22 protein-coding genes are annotated in these 25,531 nt (G+C 62.8%); 10 read left to right on the top strand and 12 right to left on the bottom strand.

Annotation, left to right across the window (positions count from 1 at the left end):
- Positions 1–187 precede the first annotated feature (187 nt).
- The 4 genes from G3545_RS29710 to G3545_RS14915 are packed head-to-tail and all read right to left on the bottom strand — an operon-like array spanning position 188 to position 5,024.
- On the bottom strand, positions 188–1,642 hold the full coding sequence (locus G3545_RS29710; protein WP_246702840.1) for a hypothetical protein: 1,455 nt from the start codon (positions 1,640–1,642) through the stop codon (positions 188–190).
- Positions 1,635–3,185, bottom strand: a complete 1,551-nt coding sequence (locus G3545_RS14925; RefSeq protein ID WP_170013896.1) for a hypothetical protein — start codon at positions 3,183–3,185, stop codon at positions 1,635–1,637. The genes G3545_RS29710 and G3545_RS14925 overlap by 8 nt, the downstream gene beginning before the upstream one ends.
- Positions 3,186–3,195: 10 nt before the next feature.
- Positions 3,196–4,617: an O-antigen ligase family protein gene (locus G3545_RS14920; protein ID WP_170013894.1), complete on the bottom strand. Its 1,422-nt coding sequence runs from the start codon at positions 4,615–4,617 to the stop codon at positions 3,196–3,198.
- Positions 4,614–5,024, bottom strand: a complete 411-nt coding sequence (locus G3545_RS14915; RefSeq protein ID WP_170013892.1) for a glycosyltransferase — start codon at positions 5,022–5,024, stop codon at positions 4,614–4,616. The genes G3545_RS14920 and G3545_RS14915 overlap by 4 nt, the downstream gene beginning before the upstream one ends.
- Positions 5,025–5,217: 193 nt before the next feature.
- On the opposite strand from G3545_RS14915, the gene asnB reads away from it, so the two are divergent.
- From asnB to G3545_RS14900, 3 genes are all read left to right on the top strand, one after another.
- Positions 5,218–7,134 carry an asparagine synthase (glutamine-hydrolyzing) gene (gene asnB, locus G3545_RS14910; protein ID WP_170013889.1) on the top strand — a complete coding sequence of 639 codons (1,917 nt, stop codon included), beginning with the start codon at positions 5,218–5,220 and terminating at the stop codon, positions 7,132–7,134.
- A 406-nt stretch (positions 7,135–7,540) separates the two neighbouring features.
- Complete coding sequence (locus G3545_RS14905; protein WP_170013887.1) at positions 7,541–8,203, top strand: Crp/Fnr family transcriptional regulator; 663 nt, start codon at positions 7,541–7,543, stop codon at positions 8,201–8,203.
- Between the two features lie 145 nt (positions 8,204–8,348).
- A complete protein-coding gene (locus G3545_RS14900) occupies positions 8,349–9,005 on the top strand; it encodes a response regulator transcription factor (protein ID WP_170013885.1) in 657 nt (218 codons plus the stop codon).
- Positions 9,006–9,059: 54 nt separating this feature from the next.
- Here the strand turns inward: G3545_RS14900 and G3545_RS14895 are convergent, their stop codons facing one another.
- Positions 9,060–9,281: a hypothetical protein gene (locus tag G3545_RS14895; protein ID WP_170013883.1), complete on the bottom strand. Its 222-nt coding sequence runs from the start codon at positions 9,279–9,281 to the stop codon at positions 9,060–9,062.
- A 468-nt stretch (positions 9,282–9,749) separates the two neighbouring features.
- Between G3545_RS14895 and G3545_RS14890 the strand changes: the two genes are divergently transcribed.
- The 4 genes from G3545_RS14890 (at position 9,750) to G3545_RS14875 (ending at position 14,378) form a co-directional block, all read left to right on the top strand.
- On the top strand, positions 9,750–10,064 hold the full coding sequence (locus G3545_RS14890) for a helix-turn-helix domain-containing protein (protein WP_170013881.1): 315 nt from the start codon (positions 9,750–9,752) through the stop codon (positions 10,062–10,064).
- 142 nt (positions 10,065–10,206) lie between these two features.
- Entirely contained in the window at positions 10,207–12,756 is a 2,550-nt protein-coding gene (locus tag G3545_RS14885; RefSeq protein ID WP_170013879.1) for a DUF3987 domain-containing protein, read from the top strand.
- Positions 12,757–13,122: 366 nt separating this feature from the next.
- Positions 13,123–13,695 carry a terminase small subunit gene (locus G3545_RS14880; RefSeq protein ID WP_170013877.1) on the top strand — a complete coding sequence of 191 codons (573 nt, stop codon included), beginning with the start codon at positions 13,123–13,125 and terminating at the stop codon, positions 13,693–13,695.
- Positions 13,696–13,955: 260 nt separating this feature from the next.
- Complete coding sequence (locus G3545_RS14875) at positions 13,956–14,378, top strand: Arm DNA-binding domain-containing protein (RefSeq protein ID WP_348644651.1); 423 nt, start codon at positions 13,956–13,958, stop codon at positions 14,376–14,378.
- On the opposite strand, the gene G3545_RS14870 is transcribed toward G3545_RS14875, so the two are convergent.
- The gene (locus G3545_RS14870; RefSeq protein ID WP_170013873.1) at positions 14,298–15,443 is read right to left on the bottom strand and encodes an alpha-hydroxy acid oxidase; all 1,146 of its coding nucleotides are present in this window, start codon (positions 15,441–15,443) and stop codon (positions 14,298–14,300) included. The two genes, G3545_RS14875 and G3545_RS14870, sit on opposite strands and share 81 nt — an antisense overlap.
- Positions 15,444–15,612: 169 nt before the next feature.
- Positions 15,613–16,866, bottom strand: a complete 1,254-nt coding sequence (locus G3545_RS14865; protein WP_170013871.1) for an aminotransferase class III-fold pyridoxal phosphate-dependent enzyme — start codon at positions 16,864–16,866, stop codon at positions 15,613–15,615.
- Between the two features lie 197 nt (positions 16,867–17,063).
- On the opposite strand from G3545_RS14865, the gene G3545_RS14860 reads away from it, so the two are divergent.
- Complete coding sequence (locus G3545_RS14860; RefSeq protein ID WP_170013869.1) at positions 17,064–18,110, top strand: LacI family DNA-binding transcriptional regulator; 1,047 nt, start codon at positions 17,064–17,066, stop codon at positions 18,108–18,110.
- Positions 18,111–18,283: 173 nt separating this feature from the next.
- On the opposite strand, the gene G3545_RS14855 is transcribed toward G3545_RS14860, so the two are convergent.
- From G3545_RS14855 to G3545_RS14835, 5 genes are all read right to left on the bottom strand, one after another.
- Positions 18,284–19,537, bottom strand: a complete 1,254-nt coding sequence (locus tag G3545_RS14855; protein WP_170013867.1) for a M24 family metallopeptidase — start codon at positions 19,535–19,537, stop codon at positions 18,284–18,286.
- A 23-nt stretch (positions 19,538–19,560) separates the two neighbouring features.
- Entirely contained in the window at positions 19,561–20,385 is an 825-nt protein-coding gene (locus G3545_RS14850) for an ABC transporter permease (RefSeq protein ID WP_170013865.1), read from the bottom strand.
- A complete protein-coding gene (locus tag G3545_RS14845) occupies positions 20,382–21,233 on the bottom strand; it encodes an ABC transporter permease (protein ID WP_170013863.1) in 852 nt (283 codons plus the stop codon). Before G3545_RS14845 ends, G3545_RS14850 begins: the two co-directional genes overlap by 4 nt.
- 64 nt (positions 21,234–21,297) lie before the next feature.
- Positions 21,298–22,338, bottom strand: coding sequence for an extracellular solute-binding protein (locus tag G3545_RS14840; RefSeq protein ID WP_170013861.1), 1,041 nt, complete (start codon positions 22,336–22,338; stop codon positions 21,298–21,300).
- A gap of 88 nt (positions 22,339–22,426) precedes the next feature.
- A complete protein-coding gene (locus G3545_RS14835; protein ID WP_170013859.1) occupies positions 22,427–23,533 on the bottom strand; it encodes an ABC transporter ATP-binding protein in 1,107 nt (368 codons plus the stop codon).
- Between the two features lie 309 nt (positions 23,534–23,842).
- On the opposite strand from G3545_RS14835, the gene G3545_RS14830 reads away from it, so the two are divergent.
- Together G3545_RS14830 and G3545_RS14825 are read left to right on the top strand one after the other, a co-directional pair.
- Positions 23,843–25,000: an aminotransferase class V-fold PLP-dependent enzyme gene (locus G3545_RS14830; protein ID WP_170013857.1), complete on the top strand. Its 1,158-nt coding sequence runs from the start codon at positions 23,843–23,845 to the stop codon at positions 24,998–25,000.
- A gap of 60 nt (positions 25,001–25,060) precedes the next feature.
- Positions 25,061–25,438, top strand: a complete 378-nt coding sequence (locus G3545_RS14825; protein WP_170013855.1) for a nuclear transport factor 2 family protein — start codon at positions 25,061–25,063, stop codon at positions 25,436–25,438.
- The last annotated feature ends 93 nt before the right edge of the window (positions 25,439–25,531 follow it).

The raw sequence follows: 25,531 nt of genomic DNA, 5'->3' as shown, positions 1-25,531 counted from the left end.
CATTTGCGGCCAAGAATGGCAACGCCCGCGGATCGAAACGCCTTCGGTTCAGATCAAACGCCGAGGGCTGCGCTATTCAAGCGATCTGAACGATCGGGAATGGGCGCTGATTTCCGTGTCCTGCCCGAGTCGAGACCGATCGGCCGCCCCCGACGACGGATCTGCGGGAGTTCATGAACGCGATCCTCTATCTGGCGTCGAGCGGCTGTGCGTGGTCGCTGCTGCCCAGGGACTTCCCGTTTACACCACGGTTCAGCGCTACTTCTACGATCGGCGCGACCTCTGGTCGATTTACAAGCGAAACTACGTAGCTGTACTTTCCCGATTTCTGGGCGGGAATATCGTGCAGCGTCTCGAAGCTAATGCTGCACGAATGGCCCAGCAAAATCCGAAGCGAGGCTACGATCTCGTCCAAAGCGGATTGCGCGGGAGCCGTCTTCACGACCATCTTGACGACGACGTCGTCGTAGTCGCGCTGCACGATCTGCGTCTTACGAAGCCAACCGGCCTCGTGAACGACTGCGAGAAAATGAACGAAGAAATAACCCGGTACGGTCGACCCATCCCTCATGATAAACGCGTCCGTCCAGCGTCCCGACACCGTCTGCAATCGTTCGACGAACGTTAAGGGACCGTCCGAGGACTTGCTCACCACGGCGCGATCCCCGAGTCTGTACCTGATGAGCGGCATCGCGAAATTCGTGAGATTAGTGACGAGGACGTCGCCCTCCTCACCTTCCTGGCAGGGCCGACCGTCAGCCTTCACGACCTCGACGAGGTTGCAGTAGTCAAACACCTCCAGTCCGCCGTTCGGGGCCCGCTCCCCGGCGATGTCGCCAACTTCGCGACACCCGTATCTGTTGAGCGTTGGACAGCCGAACGCGCGCGAAATCTCGTCTCTCATGAACGGGTGCAGCGTGCCCGCGCCGGTAATGACGTGCCTCACGCCGGAAATCTCGATCCCGCGGGCATTCGCGAAGCGAGCAAGCTCGAAGGCGCTGTCCGCGTATGCCTCGATGAGAACGGGACGATGTCGCCGGATCCAATCCAAATAGCGCAACATCGCCGTTTCGCCCATCTTAAAAGAGTTCGCCCATCTATGATTGCGAATAAAACCGCCCAACTTGTTGCGCCACCCCAGAGTACCGAGCAGCACGTCCCGATCTGACCCCCAAAGCTTAATCATGGACTCGCCGGAGTTCCTTCCGACCCAGGCGAAGTGCGTCTCGGTCATGGCCATACCCATCGCGTTGTAATCCTGGTCCTGGATTACGGCGACGGGCTCACCGGTACTTCCCCCGGAGCTGTTCCTGTACCAATGTCTCGAACTCAAGTCGTCGCTCTTCAACGTCTCATAGGAGTTCTGCAGGACGCTTCTGGATAGGGGCGGCACGTCCCCGAAGCGGTCAAGATCAACGACATCACCCCGCACGATCTCTCGATCGACCAGCAGCTTTCGGTAGTGCGGCACGCGTCGAGCTGCGTGCCAGAGCAGTTGCGTCAGGCGCTGCGTCCGCAGGCTTCGCCTCGTCTCGCCCGGCAGGGCGTAGAAGTCCGAGATCAGAGTGCAGCATCGCGGGATCGGGCTCTTCGCGATGCGCTCGTCGTACAACTTCAGCACGGGTCGGCGCCAATTAGCCATGTGTCCTCCGAAATATGAGCCGCGAGATCAGCCTGCGATCGTCGGGGCGGATGACGAGAGCCAGGAGCGTTATCGCGTAAACTGCCGATATCGCACCGGCCATTGCCGCGAGACCGATCCAATCAAGCGGTGACCACATTGCGGTGAGCGCCCTGCCGGCCAGCGCTACCACGAGCACCGCCGCGGCTCCTCCCGCGAGGCGGGGCAGGAACGCCCACCACACCAACCCGAGCACGCGCGCGGCGTACACGGGAAGGAAGAGCGTATTCTTCAAGGTCCAAACGATCGCGGTCGCCGCCGCTATGCCGAGCACGCCCCATTTGGCCCAGAGGGCGAGCGTGACCGCCAGCACAATGTTCACGACGCCGAGCGCCAGCGTTACCAAACCCTGCTGCTTCACCTTGTTGTGCGCGCTGAGGAGGTAAGCGAGCGGCCGGCCCGCTAGATTCACCGCCAGATGAGCCACGAGGATGGCGAGGAGCGCGTCGAGTTCGGCGAAGTCCGGCCCGAGCCACAACGACAGGAGCGGGCGGCCGAGCCCGCAGAGGAGCCCGACCGGCAGGGCCAGCCCGAAGGCGAGAAGCCCGATGGCGGATTGCAGCAGCCAGCGCAGACCCGTGAAGTCGTCGATGGCGTAGCGGGCCATGATCGCCGGGTTGAAAATCGGTACAACCACCTCGGCCAGCGTGTGGATGAGCACGGCGAAGGCTAGCAATGCGCCATAACGACCGGTCATGGTCGGGCCGAACAATGCGTTCACCATGAGGAGGTCGACCTGCATGAGCAGCAGCATCCCGGCCGTGTTTACCGCCGACCAGACGCCAAAATTCAAGAGCGGCCGGAAGCGGTGGAGGTCCACAGCCCCGAGTTGCAGGCGCAACTGCGGCGTCAGCCGCCGCCACGCGATCACGCAACCGCCCAGGCCGAGGAGGGCGGAGGCGATCACGCCGAGTCCGACGTGCACGAGGCTCGCCGGCCAGACATGGAAGCACAGGGCCACGATCCCGACCTTGCTCAAGGCGACCGCGGACCGAACGGCGTTGCGGACGTCGAACCGGTGAGTGATCAGGCTCGACGCGTCGAAGGGGCTGCCGATGATAAATATCAGGGCGGTGAAGAAGGAGCCCGCGATCAGGAACCGCGTCGCGCGCTCGAGGTCCGGCGGCACCTCGAAGAGTTGGGGAAAGAGCCAAACCAGCGGGACGATCGGGATCAGCAGGAAGCAACTGACCGCGATCGTCAATATCACGGCGCTGTTGAACGTTCTTTGCGCGGCGGACAGATCTCCACGGTTAAGATCGATCGCCAGGTTGCGGTAGATCGCCCCGTTCACGCCCTCGCATACGATAGCCGCGAACATGACAAACGCGGACGTCAGAGGGACCATCCCGTAGGCCGCCACCCCGAGATGCTTCAGCAGGAAGGGGATGTACCAGAACATTATGCCGGTGTTCAGCACGGCGTAGACTAGGCTGCTGCCGACGTTGACTACGAAACGCCTGCTGGCCTCGTCAGGCGGCAGGGAGGCTGCACGCGAGGTCATCGTCCCCTCGCTAGCCGCGGTCATGACTACGCCTCGACAGCCCCAGTCCGGGATGTTCCTCCAGCGCGATTCGATCGGCGGCCTGCTGCACCAAGGACGGGATCAGGAGAAGGGCGAGGATCGTGATGAGGCTAGCGTGGTTTTCCAGCCCTCCTGCCTTGACCCACGTGGCCCCGTACGCCGCCGTCGCTCCGATCACGACCAAGTGGTATCCGTCCGGACAGGAGGGAGACAGCAACCGGCAGGAGCGAGACCGCGCGAAATCCAGTATCGCTGATCCGATCACACAGAAGTAGATGATCAGCCCGACCAGACCCGTATCGACAGCGACCTCGAGGAACGGCTGGTGACTGGGCAGATCCAATCGATCGTTCTCCCAGCTCGTCAGCGACGCGATGTATGGGTGCAGCCCGAAGGGACCGTTTCCGATGCCGGCTCCCGTCAGCGGATTGTCGCGCATGAACAGCAGACTCGCCTCCCACAACATAGGACGCCCGCCGAACTCGCCGCCCTCTTCTTCGGTGGCCCTCTGAATGAGCACCTCAAAGAGGAACGGGGCGGTGATGAACAAGCAGAGGATGAGCGCGACGCCGATGAAAGCCCACTTTCGCGTGGATTTGGAGAACAGCAGCGTCAACAGCAGGAGACTGACGGAAATGGCGCCTCCCCGCGAACCGCTCAGTGCGATCAACAACACGGCGCACAGGATGTAGGCTATCGCCAGGGCTAGCATGGACCTCCTACGGCGCCCGACGCTTCGCAGAACCGGCCACATGACCGCCGGGAGCGCGACAATCAGCATGACGCCCAAGGTGTTCTCATTGATGTTGAAGCTTTTCAGTCGGGTTTCAAAGTCGAAATCGGTGAACAGCACCGTGTACGTCCCGCAGAAGATCATGAGCCAGCCCATCAAGGCTAACATCCGCATGAAGCGGTCGACGGCCGACAGCGACCTCACCTGGTTGCAGATCAGAAGAAGCAGGATCAGGCTGAAGGTCCAGGCGATCAGCTTACGGCGACTTTCGACGAGATCCGGCGCCCAGAGCAGCGTCACGACCCCCCACGCGATGTAGAGCGCGACGAGAAGGCAGGTGGGGTTCCATTTGAACGTCTCGGTCGCGTTCAGCGCCCGGACGAGCCAGACCCCAAGAGCCGCCGCGACCGCGCAGTTGGCGGCGAGCGTGTAGATCCCCTCCACCCGAAGGTCCCCAGGCGGCAGAAGGAGCAGGAACGCGGCAAGCAGGGTCGCGGTGAGCGGGTTTGGCAATAGCAGCAGGCCGATCGTCGCCGCGATGGCCACGCCGATGACCAGTATGGGACCGAGGGGGTCCTTCAGGACCACGAGTCCCAGAGCAACGAGCGACAGGAGACCGACAACGCCGACTGAGAACGCGAAATGCGCGAGCGATTGCCGCAACGTGCCGGCCGTCACGGCGCAACCTCCCGAGGTCGCCCGTAGGTCCCGTGCGGTGCACGACGCCGAGGCGCGTCCGCGGCGGCGAGCAGGCTGTCTAGGATAACTGCCAAGCCGTGATGGGGGGCCACATGGACGAGCGCGCGCGTCCCCGCTTCCCGGTTCATGGCGTCACCGCCAAGTGTTCCCAAGTCGTGCGCCAGCTGTGCTTCAGCGCTGCTCAACAGGCCCAGCCCATGCCGTTCGAACACGCCGCCCGGATCGACCGTCAGCGGCAGGACGGGCACGCCGACAGTCCAGGCTTCGAGCGTAGCGTTCGGAAAGCCTTCCGCATCCGAGGTGTTGACCATTATCTTGGCGCCGCGGAGCATCGCCAACACGTCGTCCGGTCGGCTGAGATCAGTCAGAACGTCGGCGTTCAGCATCAGGTAGGTACCTTTTTGCGCGCGTTGGCATCCAAACTGACGGGATTCCGGACCGCAGAGTTGACGCGCGTCATATCCATATCTCCGTCCATGACGCCTGCTTGCCCGATCGAGGCTGCCTGATCGCCAGACTGAGAGGTGCCGACGATCGGCGTGCGTGGCGCGTCGGCAGGAGACATCGAGGCAATCACCGATGTGCGGCATTTGTGGATGGTTCGGACGACGTCCCCAGCGGGCGCATGAAGCCACCCTACGGATGGTCGAACAACTGCGTCATCGCGGTCCCGACGATGCCGGGATTGAGAGCGGGGAGGGCTGGGGGCTCGGCTTCCGGCGTCTCAGCATTCTCGATCTCAGCCCGTCGGGCCATCAGCCGATGCGAAGCGAGGACGGGCGCTATTGGCTCGCCTTCAACGGCGAGATCTACAACTATCTCGAACTTCGCCAGGATTTGGAGCGCGCCGGAGAACACTTCCGAAGTGGTTCCGACACGGAGGTTCTGCTTCGGCTGCTGATGCGGTCTGGCGCGGACGCGCTTCCGCTGCTGAACGGAATGTTCGCGCTCGCGTTTGTGGACACCGAGGCCCGCAGCTTCGTGCTGGCTCGGGACCGGCTGGGAGTGAAGCCGCTCTATTACACGGCCACTGATGGCTGCCTCCGTTTCGCGTCCGAGCTGAAGGCGCTTGTCGCGGAGCCGAATGCCCATCCGAGCGTCGACGGCAACGCCGTCGCGCAATACCTGGCGCTCGGCTATCTGCCGAGCGAGACTTGCATATTCGAGGGCCACAGCAAGCTATCGCCAGGCCACGCTCTCTCGGGTTCTCTAGACCGGCCGGATGCTGCGTATCCGACGCCCTACTGGAACTTGGTGCTCAACGACGATCCCGGGCGGCGGCTCATCACACCGGCGGAATTGGAGGAGCTCGAAAGTCTGCTCCTCGACGCTGTCCGCATCCGCCTTCGAAGCGACGTTCCGGTAGGTCTTTTTCTCTCGGGCGGCCTGGATAGCGGGCTGGTTGCCGCCATGGCGGGAAAGTTTGAGGTGGCGCCGCTTGCCCTCACGATCGGTTTTGCGGAGGAGGGTTGGGACGAGAGCAAGCTCGCCTCCGTCACTGCGAACCATGTGGGATTGCAGCACCGTATCGTCCCGCAGCGGTCCGGCGGGCTCGCCGACGTGGACCGTCTGTCCTGGTTTTTCGACGAGCCCTTCGGCGACCCCTCTGCGCTGCCCTTTTTCACGCTGTGCGAGGCGGCGGCCGGGCACGCCACGGTGTTCCTGTCCGGAGATGGCGGCGACGAGACGTTCGCCGGCTATCGCCGCTACATCGAGGCCGTAAACCGTGCCGGCGTGATCAAAGCCGCCGGACGGGTGGGTGGCGCGCTTCGGACGGCAAGCCGGCTTCTGCCACAAGGCTCGCTCGCCCGATACCGACTCTCGAAGCTCGCCCTATCTGACCACGGCTGTGCGGCCGCGTTCGACGAAATGCCGGACGATCCGGTATTGGACGGAATCGTTCATCCGGACTTTCGGCCCAGCATGCGGATTGCGAGTGGACCGATGTGGGCGAGATGGCAAAGAAGCAGCGGTGCCGGCGTAACGACGCGCCAGCAGCGGCTGGATTACGGGCTTTATCTGCCGGATGACGTGCTGGTGAAGGTCGACCGGGCCTCCATGGCACATTCCATCGAGGTTCGTTCCCCGTTTCTGGATGTCAGGCTGGTCGAGTGGGCAGCGCGGCTTCCGCGCTCGGCGCTTCTCCATCGCACACGTGGGAAACTTCCGCTCAGAGCGCTCGGCGCCCGGCTGCTTCCCGAAGCGACCCTTCAGGCCCAAAAGCGCGGCTTCGGTGTACCGTTAGATGATTGGTTCCGAAGCTCAGTGGGCAGAGTGATGGTCCAAGACCGGCTCCTCGCCCCAGAAAGCTGGGCAAGTCAGTACTGGAACGCGCCAGGGGTGGAGCGCATATTGGGGCTTCACGGGTCCAGCCGAGGTAGAGGCTTTGGCTTGATTCTCTGGCGGCTGCTTATGTTCGACGCTTGGTCCCGCCACTACGCGAACGCCCCCAAGAGCGCCGGCGGGCCTCATCGACTCCAAGCGGCTCACGCGTGACCGAACACGTTCAGGGCCCAGCCTACAGCTCGTAGATTGAAATGCGGCGGTGCCGACGCGAGCTCCACGGCTCTCGTTCCACGATCCGTCGCCCGTACGTCTTCGTAAACCGGCTTTCAGCAGAGGAACACGTCGCGGTAGCAGGCGAGCGCCGCTGACGACCCACCCATTTCCTATGTCACGTTAAGGAGCTCGGCCGCTACAACCTGTGGTATAGCCCTAAAGGCTAACGCTATAGTCTAGCCCCAAAGAGCTACCCCAATAGTCTAGACCTAAGGATCTACCCCTTTAGCCTTAGGTTAGCCCTTTAGGGGTAGCTCGGAAGCTCAATTGAGAGCCGCCACGGCGAGGAGTATAAGTTCTTGCGGTGTTGAGATTTGACAGTTGCGGCAATGAGGTTAGTCACATGTTGCTAACGCTCGATGACTCACAGCACACAAATTATTCTGGATTTTTAGCTACGAAAAGTCCGATCCGGCCACCGGCTCGAGATCCTCGAGTTCGGCTCGTTCCGGGCAACGTCGTTCTTTTCTGGCAAGACGAGCACCAACCCCACGCCATCGAAGTGATCGATGGTGCGATCCGGGCAGTTCGGCTTTGGAGCGATGGGACTCGCCAAATCGTGACGTTCTTTTGGCCCGGAAGCATCATCGCGCCTGCAGCCTTGCAGCGCTACACCGCTGAAACACTGACGCGATGCACCTTGCGACCGCGTGAGGATGTTGTCGCAGACGAACCGGGCGGGACCGATCAGGCTCTCCTGGCTTCCCTCCGCCTCTTGGCGGCGACGGGAAAAAATAGTGCGACGATCCGAATGGCTTGGTTCTTGCTCCAGATCCGCGAACATCTTCCGCGGGATACTGTGCGCTCAAATGCATTTCGTGTCGTTATTCCGCGCAACGATATCGCGGATTATCTTGGAATGACGTTAGAAACTGCTTGTCGGACGCTCGCTACATTTCGCGCACAAGGATTAATCGACTTGCCGACTCGTAAAACGATCTGTTATATCGACATTCCGCGGTTAATTCGGATTGCCTCGTCGCAGTCGGAAGGCGCTACTGCGTGATACAGTAAGCCGATAACACCCCGTTGGCGCGATCATTGTCCGAATCTTCAAACACTTGTGCAGGTTGTGCTGATGGACGTTGGAGAGGGCATGATGCATCTCGCTCGGTCGGCAGCTATCCGCTGATGCTTGCTGGGGCGGCGCCATGCCACGCATTCTCCTAGCAGACGACCACGGGCTTTATCGAAAGGGCTTGCAAGCAGCGCTGCTTCGCGCGTTTTCTGACGCGACGCTGGAGGCGGCCGAGTCGCTTGAGGCCGCTCTCGCTTGCATTGAACGCACTCCCAATTTTGATCTGCTCATCATTGATCTCCACTTGCCCGGGCGGCTTTCGGGAGAAGATCTCCTTCGCCTCAGTAAATCTCATGGCGGCATGCGTGTCGCTGTTCTGTCGGCTTCCGAATCCCGGACCGATATTCTGGAGTGCCTCGCTTGTGGCGTGCACGGCTACATGTCAAAAGGAGAGACCGAAGACGAGATCATATCGGGGATCAATTATATTCTGAGCGGAAAAATATACGTGACACCTCGTCTTATATCTGCAGACAAAAAATCGCCGCCACTCTCGATTGGAAGAAATATTGAGTTAATTAAATTTCAGATGTCAAATTTAACTCCACGACAGAACGATGTTTTGGTGTTGCTGTCCATCGGAAAAAGTAACAGAGAAATTGCGCAAGAACTTAAGATTTCAGAAGCAACTGTAAAAATCCATACCGCGGCCGTCATGCGAGTGTTGGGAGCAAAAAATCGTGCCGTGGCGGCGCTCATGGCGCAAGAATTACTCGACAGGAGCCGATAACCGGTTGCTCGGTTCAGCAATTTTTTTTGTCTACCTAACGAGCCGAGTTCGTGATCATAGTTGGCAGGAATGCTTGCGGACTTCTGCCGCATGCATCTGCGCGATCTCGCCAAGCCGGGCACCGGTGTGGAGACCTATGAGCGGGATCCAGTAATGCCAGTCGCGCATGGCAACGGAGCCCCGTTCATGCTCGCGCTTGCCGGCCGCGCACAGATGGAGCAGCGATGAACTGACCAACTGGTCGAACTGCTCATCGGTGCCTGGGAGCAATTGCAAGCGCGCGATCCTCTCACAGCGGCCGCCGGACTTACGGCGAATGGTACAGAAGAATTTTTGAACCAGACGCTCCGCGCTGGAGAGGACGCACTTCGGCAGAAACTGCGCGCGCCCTTGGCCGCAACGGTTGCTGCCGTCCTACTGCTCAAAGGTAATCAGTCCGACCGGTTGCACGATTGGGCCCCGGCGGGCCGAAATCCCTGCTTCATCGCGCTGATCCTTGTGGAAACCAGCGCACGCACAGCCGTTACCTGCTGTGGATTTGAGTCAAACTCAAACTACGGTGTCGTTTGCCAGACGGATAGGCGCCGGCGAGGCGCCCCTACACCGGGAATGACGTCAGGCGCATAACGCGCCGCCGCAGATGCCCCTTCGAGCGAGTAGCGGATCCTTCGGAGTCCTCCGGAGCGGGCCAAATTTAATATTGGGAAATCGCAATTTATACTCGTACGGCTGGGGGGAGGCAGAATGCAAGTCTATGTAAAATTACCCATTTTACTGTCGGCATATTGCCGGAGCCTCTATGCGCCCTTAGAGTCCTACGAACGCGCGCGAATGCGAAGCGCCATCCAGCGGTGTGAGGCTCAAATGCAAATCTCGTACACGATCTCCGAAGCTTCGAAGGCGACCGGCATTGGTCGCACCACTTTGTTCGAAGCCATGAAGTCCGGCGAGCTTCCGGCGCGAAAGCTCGGCGTCAAGAACCTGATTCTTGCATGCGACCTCGAAGCGTACATTAAAAGCCGACCCACTCGTTTGCCGTCGCGGAACGAAGCGCGCTGAGAATCTTGAAAAGATCTCGGCAATGGAGGCTCTGCAGGGGACATCACGAAATCCAAGTGAAAACCAAACGTCTTCGACCGGATCTGCCCTTTGAGCGAACGGTGGACCCGATTCTTTTGTCCCATTTCAAAGAGCTACTTTGATGGCTGACCTCGGCTTTGACTTTGAGTTTCGAGAATACCTGCTCTACGCCGGCGACGGCGAACCCATGTCGGCGTTCGACGAGCTGCGCCAACACCGGCAATGGGTGGCGTGGAAATATGTGACGCGGGCCGGCTCCGAGAAGCCGACTAAGCCGCCTATAAACCCGCACAACGGCTTGTTCGCAAGCACTTCGGATCCCAACCAGTGGGGTGCCTATGAAGAAGCGGCGGCGTGCGCCAAATCGCGCGGCCTGTCGGGCGTCGGATTCGTTCTCCTCAAAGAGCAGAGAATCATCGGTATCGACCTCGACAACGTGCGGGATCCTCAAACCGGCGAGATTGTGCCATGGCTGAAAGCGATTCTCGGCTTCGCCGAAACGTACTCAGAAGTAAGTCCTTCCGGCAGAGGCATCCGAATTCTGGCCAGAGGAGTGATCGACAGGGCTGTCGTCTGCCACGATGCGCAGGTAGAGATGTACAGTTCCGGCCGCTATCTTACGATCACGCAGGCGCAGATCGACGGCTCGCCCGTGTCGATCTTGCAAGCCCCGAAGATGCTCGCTGCCCTGCTGGCGCGCGTCGAGGCCATTAAGCCGACACCGGTCATGCCCGCGGCCTTGCCGACGGTACTGCCGCAGCCGGTGCATCCCTCGACGGTCACGATGCCGCCGCCCGCGAATTGCGGCGACTTCTTTCAAAACGTCAATGATGCCGCACTCGCCAACCTCGACGCCTGGGTGCCGGTGCTGTTCTCTTTCGCTAAACGGCAGGCGAGCACGGGCGGCTATCGGATCACGTCCAAGCAACTCGGACGTAGCCTTCAGGAAGACCTGGGCATCACGCCGCAGGGCATCAGGGATTTCGGGCTGGAGAGCCCGAGTACCTCGATCAACGTGGTCATGGACTTCGGCGGAGCGCCCGATGCGATTACGGCGGCGAAGTGGCTATGTGAGTGGATCGGCATCGATCGGGAGAGCCTTGGCTATCAGCGCGAAGATCCGGCGCTCGCAGCGCTCGGCAACACGATGGCAGAGGGGCTACTGGCTGGCACCGACGGCACCGATGCGGCAACGTCAGCTTGGAATTCTCCCGATCTCTCGGTTCTTTCCAACGGCCGCCGCCCGCCTCCGACCTTTGACCCCGTTTGGCTGGGCGCGCCGTTGAAATCTTGGGCGGAGCTTCAGGCAAAGGGTGCCTCCGCGCCCCTCGATTATGTGGGGGTCTCGATGCTTAGCCTGGCCGCCGCCGTGCTTGGCAATGCTCGCTGGCCGCAAGCGGGGGCCGGATGGTGGGAGCCTCCAATCCTTTGGTGTGTCCTCGTCGGCTCCCCCTCGTCGGGCAAGAGCCCGGCGATGAGCGGTGTCACCAGCTTGCTTGAGGAAGCCGAGCGGCTCATGGCCAAAAACCACGATCAGGGGGTCAGTGATTACGAGGCAAAGAAGATTATCGCTGTCAGCGCCAAGGAAAAATGGGAAGCCACAGTTCGCCTCTGCGAGAAGGAAGGCAGGCGGAATGACATTCCGGACATGCCGCCCGAAGCGAAGGAGCCTTCCGAGCCGATTTGCCCGAAGATCAAGGTCGGAGATGCCACCACCGAAAAACTTGGGCTGATGGCCGCGGGCATGCCCAACGGCCTGTTGTTGGCACGTGACGAGCTTGATGGCTGGTACGCTTCCTTTGGCCGCTACGGGAGTGCGGGCACAGACCGAGCGTTCGCGCTCGAGATGTACGGCGGGCGGAGCTACTCGATCGAACGGGTCAAACACCCGGCTCCGATCCGGATCGACCACCTCTCGATCGGGGTGCTGGGCGGAATTCAGCCTGACAAGGTCGCGGCTATCCTCACATCCGTTGACGATGGCCTCGTCGCCCGATGCCTGTGGTGCTTTCCTGAGCCTATGGCGACCTTTTCGATTTCCCGTGACACGGTGCCGGCAGCTGCGGCACGCGCAGTAATCACGCGGCTGTCGAAGCTGCCGATGGGACTGAATGAGGCGGGAGAGTCTGCACCGGTCCGGGTCGCCTTGGAACGCGAAGCGGTGGATCTGCTGGAAAAATTCGGGCAGGAAATCGCTGAGAGGGCGCGCGAAACGACCGGCGTGTTCGCGGGTGCTCTGGGCAAGGCGCGGGGGCATGTGCTCCGCCTTTCCTGTGTTCTCGAACATCTCTGGTGGGCAACGTGGGACGGCGTGTCCAGCCCGCCGACTGGTATCTCCAAGCGCGCTGTGTCAACCGCGATCGAGATGATGGACGAGTACTTCCTGCCGATGGCGGAGCGCGTTCTCGGTGACGCGACCATCTCGGTCGCCGAGCGCGATGCCACGACCGTTGCTCGAGAGCTCAAGAAAAAGGGCCTGAGCTCCTTCAATGCTCGTTCGCTCCGCCGCGAGATTGGACGCGGCATTGACGACGCTGCAGCAATGGACGCCGCCTGTGCTGTCCTCGAGGAGGCTGGCATCGTCCGCGCCCGCCCCACGCGGAATGGTCCCGGAAAGGGAAGGGCCGCGAAGAACTACGAAGTCAACCCCGCGCTCCACGGTGCGCGCTGATGGGGAAGTGGGGAGATCTCGCCCGTTCGCTCCGAGCCAGCGCACAGCAAACGGTGGCTACAACCGACATTGGCGCGCGAGCGCCATGGCACAAACGGCACTCCGCCGAGGCTATCGGCGCTAATGTCACGATTGGCGCAGGGGGACCCGATCAATTGGGAACCGCGTCGCCCAAACTGTCCGCCGAGGATGTAGCCGCATTCGAAGAACGCGCCGCCATTTGTGAGTACGAGGGCCGATTGCCTCGCGCGTCGGCAGAGGTACTGGCCGCGCTTCAGTGCGCTAATCTGGGTGCGGACAGCGCCAAATTCCTGAATCTCGCAGCGCTTTACCTCGAGGCGCTGACCAAAACGCAGGACCAGTCCAGTGACAAACCGTAACCTCACCCCGAAGCGCCGGGCATTCATCGATGAATACCTCGTGGATCGGAATGGGAAACAGGCCGCTATCAGGGCCGGATACTCGCCGAACGCCGCTGAGCAGACCGCCTCGGTTTTGCTGAGGAATCACAAGGTTTCATCCGCTATTGAGGCTCAGATTTCAGAACGATCGCTGAGGACACGCGTTGACGCTGACCGCACTCTGACGGAGCTGGCGCGAATTGGCTTCAGCGATGTCCGCAAGCTCTTCACCCATGACGGGAAACTCAAGAAACTCCACGAGCTGGATGCAGACACCGCGGGAGCGGTTGCGAGCGTCAAGGTGGTGACCCGCAGCCTCGGGGACGGCGAGGTTGAGTACGTCCACGAAATCAAGATGTGGGACAAAAACACCGCGCTGGACAAGATCGCCAAGCATCTGGGTCTCTTGTCTGAAAAGCTCATCCTACGAGGCCAGGTGGAGAACCCTCTGACGGCGCTCATAATGAGTGTCCAAGGGACGGCACTGCAGCCGGTGCCCACCCATTTGATTGAGCATGACGATGAAGATGACGAGTGACCGTTCACGTTCGCTCGGGTTCGCCCCAAACCCACCCTCTGGGTGGGGTCTACGGTGGGGTAGTTAGATGTATGATTAATATTCTTTAGCGACTTCAGGTGGTTAGCTGTATCAATAGGCGGACGCTCCCTCCGCCAAATAGCTGTCTCCCAGCCTCCCGGCATCCTACGCAGCCACTGAGATACCTAGACTATTCTCCTCCAAGCATCTTCCGCTCTCTCCAATCGTCCCAAACTACCCCAATCCTAAAAGGGGGCCTGATGTGGGGCCGGCAGTCTAGGCCCCAAGGCTCCGGCACGGCGCTTATGGAGTTCGGCCGGCATTCAGACGGCGGCGGGCTCTACCTCGTCATCGACGGCGAAGTCGGGATGGGGTCCGGTCGGCGTCGGTGGCTGTATTTTTTCCAGTGGAGCGGCAAGCGGCGTGAGATGGGTCCGGGCGGCTATCCCGCTGTCAGCCTCGCCCATGCCCGCCGGGCGCGTGACGAAGCCGAGAAGCTGGTGCGGCAGGGAGTAGGCCCTATCGTCCGACGCGATGACGAGCGGCAGCCCGCAGGATTCAGAAACTCTATCATAGAGCACCACCGTCCTCTTCTCGAACCTTCAGTATGTTCCTGGCACCAGGATCGAGCGGTCGACGCTGGCAAGGCGGGTGTGCCCGCAGTGCGCCATGGTGACGTCTAACTCCTTGTGCAGCATCTGGAGTGCCTTTGTGACACCGGCCTCTCCCAGCGCACCCAATCCGTAGACGGCTGCGCGACCTATTAGGGTGCCGCGCGCGCCGAGCGCCCAGGCCTTGAGAATATCCTGTCCGGTACGAATTCCGCCGTCCATCCAGACCTCCGTCGTCGAGCCGACAGCCTCGGCGATCGGCGGTAGCGCACGGATCGTCGAAGGCGCGCTGTCGAGGACACGACCGCCATGGTTGCTGACGACGATAGCATCGGCGCCATGGGCTGCGGCCAGCTTCGCATCCTCCACATCCATGATGCCCTTGAGGATCAGCTTGCCGTTCCATTGGCGGCGCACCCAGTCGACATCCTGCCACGACACGCGGGGATCGAACTGTTCGGTCGACCACGCGGAGAGCGAGCGCATATTGCTGACCGCCTGCACGTGACCGACCAGGTTTCCGAAGCTGCGCCGTTTCGTGCGCGACATGTTCCAGCACCAGCGAGCCTTGGTCGCCAGATCGATGAGCGTCGCCAAGGTCGGCTTCGGTGGAACAGTCAAACCGTTTCTGAGATCCTTGTGGCGCTGCCCCGGAACTTGCAGGTCCAGCGTCAGCACAAGGGCAGAGCATCCGGCGGCCTTGCAGCGGCCGATCATGCGGGTCATCGCGTCGCGATCGCGCATCATGTAGAGCTGAAACCAGAAGGGGGCGGTCGTTGCCTCGGCGATGTCTTCGATGGAGCAGATGCTCATCGTCGACAGGGTGAACGGGATTCCGAATTTTTCCGCGGCGCGCGCAGTGAGTATTTCACCATCGCTGTGCTGCATTCCCATCAGCCCGACTGGAGCGATCGCAACGGGCATCTTCGCGGTCTGACCCGCCATGCTCACCTGCGTGCTGCGATTCTCAAGATTAACCGCGACGCGCTGGCGTAGAAGTATCCCCCTGAAATCGGCCTCGTTGGACCGATACGTGCTCTCCGTCCAGGAGCCGCTGTCTGCATAGTCGTAGAACATGCGGGGGACGCGCCGTTCCGCGAGCTTTCGCAGGTCTTCGATGCATGTCACGACAGGCATTGTGCAGATATCCGATCAGTTCAGCATGCCCGCTAGAGCCCTTTCCGTTCGGATGGAAACATCCGAACGACAAGAAAGTGCTCTAGATTCAATAGACTGGAGCAATTCCTCTTCGATCAGATGATTCCATCTGATCGGGAAATGCTCTAGCTCTGGCGCACCGTCCCGATCATGAGAGCGCATTGATCGCGTCGACGACGCGGTCAGCGGCGCGATCGATGACGTCGTCGTGCATCACGGTGCTGATGGCCGCGACGCCGTGTTTGGCGACGAGGACGCCGCGGCCGTAGAGCTCCCACCATAGCCGCCGCTGAAGTTCGCCCACTTCTGCGCTGCCACGCGCGAAGGATGGGTAAAGCCGGGACAGCGAACCTTGCCCTCGGGGCTCCCACCCACGCCGCCCGAGCGGCTCGATGAGTTGCTCGCGGAACCGGCAGCCGAGCGCAGCAATGCGACCGAGCGCGGCCTCGTCGAGAAGGTCGAGAGCTGCGATCCCCGCCACCATGCTCAGCGGGTTGGCCGAAAACGTACCGCCATGTTCGAGGCCGCTGGCGCTCGACGGATCAAGCCCGCCCATCCATTCCGGCTTGCCGACGAGGGCGCCTATCGGCAGCCCGCCGCCGATCATCTTGCCGAGGCAGACGAGGTCGGCGTCGACGTTGCGTGACGCCGTCAAGCCACCTTTGGCGAGCCGGAAGCTGATGATCTCGTCGACGACGAGTGCCATGCCGTAACGGCGGCACAATCGGCTGGCCGTCTCCACAAAGGCGTCGCCAGGCGGGATCATCCCCACGCGGTTCGGCAGCAGATCGAGCATGATGGCGGCGAAGCGCTCCGGCGCGCTCTCCACGACCGCTTCGAGCCCGGTCGCGTCGTCGAACGCCACCATCACAGTCTCGGTGCGCATGCCGGCCGGAATACCCCGTTCGGCGCGCGCGCCGAGGGTCGGAAGCACCGCCTCGCCCCAGCCATGATAGGCGCCTTCGGTGACAATCACGCCCGAGCGCCCGGTGTGCGCCCGAGCCAGGCGGACTGCGAGCTGCGTCGCTTCTGTCCCGGAGTTCGTGTAGCGCACCTGGTCGAGCCCGGGCAGGCACTCGACCAGCCGGCGCGCATGTTCGGTCTCGCCGCGATTGGGGAGCCCGAAAGACAGCCCCTTCGCAGTCGCCGCCTGGACCGCCGCCACGATCGAGGGATGCGCGTTGCCGTGCACGTTCACGGTGAAGTTGCCGTGGAAGTCGAGGAGTTCGCAGCCTTCCTCGTCCCACAGCAGCCAGCCCTCGCCGCGCGCGGCCAGCGGGGACCAGGGACCGACCGCCGTCATGGCCTTGCCGAACCCGCCGGGGAGCAGGCTGTGGCCGCGCGGCCCGACAAAGCTCTCGGCGAAGGGGCGCGGCATCAAGGTCGAAGCATGAGACGACAAGTGACCGCTCCTGGTCTTTGGTTCGCGACCGGGTGCGCGCGAAACGGCGGTTGCCAACGGCCCGCCACCCGTTCGCGACGGCTGATCCGGGCAGCGGGCGATCATCACCGCGGCTAATTGCATGGCGCCGTGCCGGACCACGCCATCCTGGCACGAGCTTTGGCAGAAGCGCAAGAAGAAACGTTTCTTCTGCAGAGATGAGCCGCCTCGACAAGGAGTCTGGCGCCTGCTACTTCCCGTTCATGTCCGGCAAGCGCAGAACGACGATCAGGGACGTGGCCGCCGCCGCGGGTGTGTCGGTGACGACGGTGTCGGACGCCCTGTCGGGCAAGGGCCGACTGCCCGAGCCGACCCGCCTGAAGGTCAAGGCCGTCGCGGAGAAGCTGAACTACCGGCCGAGCGCGATCGCGCTGGGGTTGCGCGAAGGCGGGCTCGGCATGGTCGGGATCTGCATCGCGCCCGCCGCGGGCAATGCCATATTGACCGATGTCGGCTATTGGGCGGCGATCGTCACCCATGCGAGCCAGGCAATCCTTGCGGAGGGGCTTGCGCCGGTGTTGCTTCCGCACAGCGTCGACCTGCTGGGGAAGCTGAAGATCCCGCTCGACGGCGCCATCGTGGTGGATCCTCTCGAGAACGATCCGGTCCTGAGCTTCTTCGAGAAGCGAAAGGTTCGCTACGTCACCATCGGCCGGGACCTTGGCCGGAAGGCGCTGTTCTGGGTCGATGACGACAACGAGACCGGCATCTCGCGCCTGCTGGAGCGCACCGTCGCGCCCGGTACGCCACTCGCATTCATCACTGTCGGCCCGAAGAAGAGCTACGTCGCCGACGCGCTCAACGGGGCAAGGCAATGGGCGCGCGATCATCGATCGCCCATCGACATCCATCATTGCGAGGGCCTGGAGAGCCGGCAGGTCGATGCGGCGGTCGGCCGGGCGCTGGACGGTGGCGCCGGCGCCCTGATCGCCCAGGTCGACCGACTGGCGCTGCGCATCCTCGCTTCGCTCAAGGAGCGTAAACTGCGCGTGCCCGACGATGTGAGGCTGCTGTCCGCCTCGGACGGACCTGAACTCGACCAGACGTCACCGCCTATCTCCGCGGTCCGCCAGCATCCCGGCGTCCTGGCCGACCTCGCCGCCGCCGCGCTGCTGGGACTTATCAGGGGCAAGATCGAGGTGAAAAGCGGGACCATTCCCATGGAGACCGTGGTTCGGCCGTCGGCTCCCGAGGTCAGCGCCTAGAGCATATCCCGATCAGATGGGATCGTCTGATCGAAGAGGAATTGCTCCAGTCTATTGAATCTAGAGCACTTTCTTATCGTTCCGATGTTCCATCCGAACGATAAGGGCTCCAGGCCATCTTCCGCAAAAGTTGAAGAATTTTCGCGATGGGGCGCAGGCCGGCAGTGGGAGGCTCACCCCCTCGCCCAGGGGCGCTCCGCTGCCGCCGACGTGATGATCTCGATTCCGGTCTCGCCGATATGGACGACATGTTCGAAGCCGGCTCCTTCGCCGGCCTCTCCGCCCAGGAAGCACTCGATCGCCAGCACCATGCCGGGCCCGATGATCTCCTGCGCCGAGGAGGTGATGAAGGGGCTTTCGCAGTCGAGGCCCAGCGAATGCCCGAAGAAGGGAATCATCGCCGAGAAGCCGGACGCGCCGCCTCCGCGCCTCGCCATGGCCTGCGCGCCTGCGGCGTGGAGGTCGGCGAGACGGCGTCCGGGTTCGATCTCGGCGATCACGCTCTCGACGATCGCGATGGAATCCTCCAGCACCCGCTCCTGGGCGGCGGTCGCGCGGGCGCCGACGACCGTCGACCGGGTGAGGTCGCAATAATAGCCGTGCGCGACGGGGCCCCAGAGGTCGAAATGCAGCATGTCGCCGGGCTGCAGGCGGCGCGTGCTGTCCCAAGTCGGCAGCGCCTGGCGATGACGGTAGCGATGCGCCACTGGGCCGCTGGCGACGGCGACGTCGTATGCCCATCCCCCACTGGCAGCGAGGAAGCGCAGGCCATCGCCGACGATCTCGCCCTCGGTTCGGCCCGGCTGCGAAGCCTCCAGCATCACCTCCATCCAGTCGCAGCCGATGCGCGACGCCTCGCGCAGCAGCGCGACCTCGTGCGCGCTCTTGAACAGCCGAAGCGCGGTCAGGATGTGGTCCGCGGGGACCAGGACCGTCGAGCCGCCGAGTTCGGTTGCAATGCATGTAGCGGCGCTGTGCAGCAGCCCGGTCTGACCGGCCAGTCCCACACGGCCCCCGCGCAGCCCGAGCTCGGTGGCGACGCGGGCCGCGTCGCGGTCGACGAAGGTCGAAAGGCGGACATCGGAAACGGGCACCTCCGCCCGATCGATGTCGTAGGAATCGGTGACCAGCACCGGATCCCGGCCGTGCGCGAGCACGAGCGCCGCGTGCCCGCGGGCGCGATGTGCCTCGCTATCGGGAATATGGCTGACGGCGGACATATGGTTGGCGAGGTAGAGCAGGTCCTGGCAGCCGTCGGAATTGGTCGAGCCGCGGCCCCAGACGATGAGCCCGTCGAGCCCTTCCCGCCGGGCGGCATCGAGCGCTCGCGCCTGACGCTCGGTAAACTCGGCATTGCCCGGGCGCGGCAGCGAGGTCGGACGCGCGGCGACCGGCGTTTGGCTCGATCGGCGTTCGGCTTTTATCAAGGCACTGCCTCCATGGACCTGGTTCATGGCTCCTGCACGCCTTTCCCATCGGCGGCGGCGGCGCGGCGCCGTTCCACCGCCAGCGCGGCGATCACGCAGGCGATGACGAAGCCGAGTTGGATCGTTGCGACCGCCGCGATGGTCGGATCGATGGTGTCCGTCATGCGCCGGTAAAGCAGGACCGGAAGCGTCACGAGCGAGGGGGATTGCAGGAAGAGCGCGAGCACCAGCTCGTCGAAGGAGCCGAGAAAGGCGAGGATGGTTCCGCTCAGTATGGCCGGGCGGATGATGGGAAACGTCACTTGGAAAAAGGTGGCGAGCGGGCCGGCTCCGAGGCTCGCCGACGCCCGTTCGAGGCTTCTGTCATAGGTCTGCAGGGAGGCCGCGACAGGAATGACGACGAAGGGCAGCGCCAGCGTCGCGTGAGCGAGCACGAAGCCCGTGATCGTTCCGGTGATGTGCCAGCCTAGGAATACGAGGTATATGCCCAGTCCGACGATGATGATCGGGACCACCTGGGGCGCCAGGATCAGCAGTCGCAGCAGTTCCATCAGCCGGGACCGGCTGCGGATGATGCCGAACGCGGCCAGCGTGCCGAGAACCGCGCAGACCAGGGAGACGAGGATGGCGATGGCGAGGCTGTTGAACAGCGCCTGCGTCCATTGCGGGGTCGCGAGGCTGGCGTAGCGATCGAGGGTCCAGGATCGCGGCGGGAAGGCGAAGCTGTCCTCCGCGCTGAAGCTGATGGGCACGATCACGGTGAGGGGAAGGATGAGCCAGATCGCGATGACGCAACAGGCGACGCCGAGGAGAGGGGTCGAGAACCGCTTTTCCGATCGATCGCTCATGGCGCCGCCTCATAGGCCCGGCTCCTGCGTGACAGCGCGCGCGCCAGCAGAAGGACGAGAACGGTTGCGGCCAACAGGACGATGGCCATGGCGCCGGCCCTTCCGAACGCGGCCTGGCGGTAGAACTGGGCGTACATCAGCTGCGAGATCAGCGACTGCTGCGGCGAGCCGAGCACCGCCGGCGTGATGAAGAAGCCGAGCGCGAGCACGAAGACGAGCAATGCGCCAGCAAAGAATCCTGGCAGCGAGAGCGGGATGTAGATCTGCCAGAAAGCGCGCCGCGGCGTGGCCCCGAGGCTCTCGGCGGCCAGCACAAGGCGCGTGTCGATGCCGCGAAGCACCGCATAGAGCGGCAGCACCATGTAGGGGAACAGCACGTGCGTCATGCCCATCAACACGGCGGGCATCGTGCCGAGGAAGCGCTGCCGCTCGAAGCCGAGCATCTCGATGACGTCGTTCAGCGGGCCCTGAACCTGGAGCAACACCACCCATGCGAAGTTGCGCAGGAGAATCCCGAAGAACATGGAGACCAGCACAATGCCCAGCATGAGCGTGCGCACCGATGGCTGGACCCGCGTCATCAGATAGGCATAGGGAAAGGCGAGCAGGCTGGTGAGGATCGTGCTGAGGCCCGCGACGAGGAAGGTGCGCACCAGGATCGTCCGGTTCGCATCCCGGCTGAAGAACCACACTAGATTGTCCAGCCCGCCCGTCTGCGGCGGATCGAACTTGGTGAATGTCCGAAACAGGATGGTTGCGGACGGATAGACGAAGAAGACGGCCAGGAAGGCGAGAACCGGCAGGGCGATCAGCCACCAATGCTCGACACGGCCCCGTTTGCGGGGCACGTCCGACGCCGTCATCGATGCGCGACTGTCCGTCCGGCTCATGCCATCCCCCTTCCGCTTGGGGCTATTGCGCGAACACCGAGGTGAGGCGCTCGCCGACCGCCGCCTCGTTGGCTCCCCACCACTTCGCGTCCTGGATCAGCAACTGGTCGGTGAAGCTGTCGGGATAGAAGCCCTTCGCCTTATCGTCGAGCTTCGGCGCCTCTCCCTTGGTGCCGACGCCATAGGGAAAGCGCTTCGCCAGCTCGAGCTGCGTGCCGTGGGTGGCGGTATACTGCAGGAAGGCCTTCGCTGCGGCCTCGTTCTTCGCTCCGGTCGGGATGGCGAGATTGTCGTAGAGCGTCACCGCTCCGACGAAGACGGCCTTGATGTCCGGATTGGTCTTCGATGCGTTGAAGGCCCGGCCATTCGGCAGCAACACCATGTCGAATTCGCCATTGGCGAGCCCGTCCTGCAGCGGCGCGAACGTGTCCTTCAGGATGATGGAGTCCTTCACCGTCTCAATCTTCTTGATCGCCCGGTCGACGTCGATCGGATAGACCTGCGCCGGCTTGACGCCGTCGGCCAGCAGCGCGGCCTCGACCATGCCGACATTGGCGCCGGTGCGGGCCGCCCGCTGGCCCGGAAATTTCTTCACATCGAAGAAATCGGCCACGCTCGTCGGTGGCGTCGGATACTTCTTGGCGTTGTAGGCCAGCACGTACGAGAATTTGACGACGGGAACGCCACATTTGTTGGTGTCGTAGGTCGGGCTGAGCTGCGAGCGGTCGATTTCGACCTGCTTGAACACCGCCCCGCAATTGGCGTCCACGGTGCTGGACTCGATCTCGACGACATCGACACCGACGTTCTTGGCTTCCTGCTGAGTCTGGATCTTCGCCAGATCCGGCGCGTCGGTCTGCTCGATCTTGACGCCGGTGGCGGCCGCGAAGGGCTGCAGCCATGCGGCGTCCTGGTTCTTCTGCAGGTCGCCGCCAAAGCCGGCGAACACGAAGCTCTTGCCCTTCAGATCAGGAAGGGAGCTTGCGGCGACCACGGGCGAGGCGAGGGCGAGCGCGGTGATCAGCGCGAGACCGGAGGATTGCACGCGGAGGGTCATTTTCATCTGAAGTTCCCCTTTATTGTGCGCCTTGAAAACCGAAGACGGCCGACGCAGAAACGTTTCAGCAACGTGAAGGAACGTTTTTTCATTGTCAAGCAGATGGCGTATGCGCCGGGACCGCCCGTGCCGCCGAAATCGGGAAAGTCACGTTCACCGCCGGATCCGACGGGATCGCCGCTTCAGGGGGGCAGGTCACGACTGCGGTACCGCCTGCATCAAGGTCCACCACGAGCTTGCGGAGGGAGCCGAGATACACGACCTCGCGTAACCGTCCGGGTACCGCATTACATTCTCCGGGACTCTCTCCGTGCGGTACCACCCGGCATCGTTCGGGCCGGACGACGATGGCGCCCCGGCCGGACGAGGGCGTTTGCGCCGTCGTGCTCCCCGCGACCTTCCAGCCCGCGCCCGATACCACGGTGATGTTGCCCGAGCGGTTCTCGATCTCGCCGGCCCAGCAGTTGGATTCTCCCAGGAACTGAGCGACGAACTGGGTTTGCGGGAAGTCGTAGAGTTCCTCCGCCGTTCCCACCTGCTGGATCCGCCCGGCATTGAAGACGGCGATCCGGTCCGACATCACCAGCGCCTCCTCTTGATCGTGAGTGACGAACACGATCGTCGCGCCGAGTTCGCGATGGATGCGCTTGAGTTCGAGTTGCACGGTTTCCCTGAGCTTCCGGTCGAGCGCACCGAGCGGCTCGTCCATCAGCAGGAGGCGCGGCTCGAAGACGATTGCGCGCGCGACGGCGACGCGCTGCTGTTGGCCTCCGGAGAGCTGGCGGGGCATCCGCTCCGCAAACGCCTCAAGCGAGACCATGCGCAGCACGTCGTCGATCCGACGTGCCATCTCCGCCTTCGGGACGCGTCGTTGCTTCAGCGGATAGGCGATGTTCTCGCGCACGGTCATGTGCGGGAACAGCGCGTAGTGTTGGAATACGAGGCCGATATTCCTCTTGTGCGCCGGAACCCGGCTGACATCCTCGCCGTCGATGAGGATCTGTCCGCGCGTCGGCTCCTGAAAGCCGGCAAGCAGATTGAGCGCCGTCGTCTTGCCCGAGCCGCTCGGGCCGAGCAGGGTGATGAACTCCCCGCGGCGGATGGTGAGATCGAGGTTCTCGATCGCGACCGGGCCAACCCCGTACTGCTTGGCGACAGCGACGAAACGAACCTCGGCTGCCTTGCTCGACGATGCAGTCATGGGCTTTTCCAGTTCCTTTCCCTCATGCCGGACGTCCGCGGTCGCGCCATGCAACGAGCGTGTGCGATGCGCCAGACCGGCCGCCGATGCCGAACACCCGCAACGGCGCCGCGGCAGTCGTCGGCCGGTGAGATTGGGCGGTCATTCCCGGACGCTCCTTGACAGCGCGGACATCATCATCTCACATGCAGAAACGTTACTTCAAGTGAAAATCACGGGGAGCCGAGTGAGGCGCCATGGGAAGGACCGCATGTGATGCGACCGCCATTTCCTGAAACCGGACGGCCGCGGGAGACCGTCCTCGACGAGTTGAAGCAGGCCAAGGCCCGCGATGTCGACTGGCGCAGCGGAAAGACCAATTTCTACGTCCAGTTCGGCGGCGATGATGTGCTGGAGGTGGCCCGGCAGGCCGCCGACCTGTTCTTCTCCGAGAACGCCCATGGGGTCGCGGCCTTTCCGAGCGTCGAGCGACTGCAGACGGATGTTGTCGCCTGGCTGCTCGACCTGGTCGAGGCGGGGCCGATGGCCGATGGCTGCCTGACGGCGAGCGGCAGCGAGAGCATACTTTTCTGCCTGAAAGCGGCCCGCGATTGGTCCAGAACACGTCGGCCCGACCTCGCGATCCCGAAGGTCGTCGTACCCCGTAGCGCTCATCCCGCCTTCGACAAGGCTGGCGGCCTCCTCGGCATCGAAGTGGTCCGCACGCCGCTCCGCGCGGACCTTCGCGCCGACGTCGAGGCGATGCGCCGGCAGATCTGCGCGCGCACAATCCTGGTCGCCGGCTCCGCGCCGCAATTCGGCCACGGCGTCGTCGATCCCATCCCGGAGATCGCGGCGCTCGCGATCGAGACAAATCTCTGGGTGCATGTCGATGCCTGTGTCGGCGCGCTGTTCGCCCCGTTTGCGCGAGCGGCCGGCGCGACCATTCCGCCGTTCGATTTCAGCATCGACGGCGTGCGGTCGATCTCGGCGGATATCCACAAATACGGCTTCGGCGCCAAAGGCGCGTCCGCGGCGCTGTTCCGGCATTCCTGCTGGCGGCCCTCCTACGTCTTCACGTTCGACGACTGGCCAATCGGCTCCTACGCATCGAGCGGCCTCGCCGGCACGCGGTCGGCAGCTCCCATCGCCGCTGCATGGGCGGTGATGCGCTATCTGGGCCATGACGGTTATGTCCGAATCGCCAGGCAGATACTGGAGGCTTTTGGCCGACTCAGGGATGGGCTTGAAGCCATTGAGGGTATCGAGGTCGTCGGCGATCCGGATCTGCCCGTCCTCGCCTGGCGCTCCGCCGACGCTCCTCTCGACGCAATCGTCTCCGCGATGACGCGGCGGGGCTGGTTCGTGCGGACGATGACGACGCCCCGCGCGGTGCATATGGGCATGATCACGTTGCATCAGGCTCCCGTCGTCGATGCATACCTCGAGAGCCTCCGAGAAAGCGTTGCCGAGTCCCGTGCTCGTTGAATTCGGGTTGCCGACTGCAAAACTAACTTGCCGATCAAGGGTTTGTGAGAAGTATATGTCATGGATGCAACCGATAATCTGCGGCTGATGGAACTACATTGCGACGCGTGGAACTCGCACAGAATCGAAAGGCTGATGGCGTTGTTTGCCGAAGACTGCGTGTTCGAGGCCGCTGCCGGCAAGCACGCGTTCGGCGAGCGCTATTCCGGGTTCGATTCGGTTAAGCGTGCCTTCGCAGCAATCTGGGAGGCATTCCCGGATTCCCGATGGGAGGAAGCCCAGCACGTCGTGTGCGGCGACCAAGGCTTCAGCGAATGGACGTTTCGCGGCACGCGAGCCGACGGCGTGTTCGTCACCGTCAGGGGTGTCGATCTGCTCCGATTCAAGGATGGGAAGATTGCGCGTAAGGACACCTTCCGGAAAGCCGTGACAGCATAGACCGGTATGGGCGCTTGTCTTCGCACTTGCTTTATCGCGGAGCCATATGGTCGTGCGCGCCGGACGAAATACCTGAAAAATGGCAAGTCTGTC

The sequence above is a fragment of the Starkeya sp. ORNL1 genome (assembly GCF_012971745.1).
Classification (GTDB): Bacteria; Pseudomonadota; Alphaproteobacteria; order Rhizobiales; family Xanthobacteraceae; genus Ancylobacter.
Note: the sequence above shows the minus strand (reverse complement) of the source record. Positions and strands in the feature narration are given on the sequence as shown.

Bases quoted from the DNA above. Each gene is read 5' to 3' on its own strand.
- G3545_RS29710 (WP_246702840.1), bottom strand. From the start codon at position 1,642: ATGGCTAATTGGCGCCGACCCGTGCTGAAGTTGTACGACGAGCGCATC.
- G3545_RS14925 (WP_170013896.1), bottom strand. From the start codon at position 3,185: ATGACCTCGCGTGCAGCCTCCCTGCCGCCTGACGAGGCCAGCAGGCGT.
- G3545_RS14915 (WP_170013892.1), bottom strand. From the start codon at position 5,024: ATGCTGAACGCCGACGTTCTGACTGATCTCAGCCGACCGGACGACGTG.
- asnB (WP_170013889.1), top strand. From the start codon at position 5,218: ATGTGCGGCATTTGTGGATGGTTCGGACGACGTCCCCAGCGGGCGCAT.
- G3545_RS14905 (WP_170013887.1), top strand. From the start codon at position 7,541: ATGTTGCTAACGCTCGATGACTCACAGCACACAAATTATTCTGGATTT.
- G3545_RS14900 (WP_170013885.1), top strand. From the start codon at position 8,349: ATGCCACGCATTCTCCTAGCAGACGACCACGGGCTTTATCGAAAGGGC.
- G3545_RS14890 (WP_170013881.1), top strand. From the start codon at position 9,750: ATGCAAGTCTATGTAAAATTACCCATTTTACTGTCGGCATATTGCCGG.
- G3545_RS14885 (WP_170013879.1), top strand. From the start codon at position 10,207: ATGGCTGACCTCGGCTTTGACTTTGAGTTTCGAGAATACCTGCTCTAC.
- G3545_RS14875 (WP_348644651.1), top strand. From the start codon at position 13,956: ATGTGGGGCCGGCAGTCTAGGCCCCAAGGCTCCGGCACGGCGCTTATG.
- G3545_RS14870 (WP_170013873.1), bottom strand. From the start codon at position 15,443: ATGCCTGTCGTGACATGCATCGAAGACCTGCGAAAGCTCGCGGAACGG.
- G3545_RS14860 (WP_170013869.1), top strand. From the start codon at position 17,064: ATGAGCCGCCTCGACAAGGAGTCTGGCGCCTGCTACTTCCCGTTCATG.
- G3545_RS14850 (WP_170013865.1), bottom strand. From the start codon at position 20,385: ATGAGCGATCGATCGGAAAAGCGGTTCTCGACCCCTCTCCTCGGCGTC.
- G3545_RS14840 (WP_170013861.1), bottom strand. From the start codon at position 22,338: ATGAAAATGACCCTCCGCGTGCAATCCTCCGGTCTCGCGCTGATCACC.
- G3545_RS14835 (WP_170013859.1), bottom strand. From the start codon at position 23,533: ATGACTGCATCGTCGAGCAAGGCAGCCGAGGTTCGTTTCGTCGCTGTC.
- G3545_RS14825 (WP_170013855.1), top strand. From the start codon at position 25,061: ATGGATGCAACCGATAATCTGCGGCTGATGGAACTACATTGCGACGCG.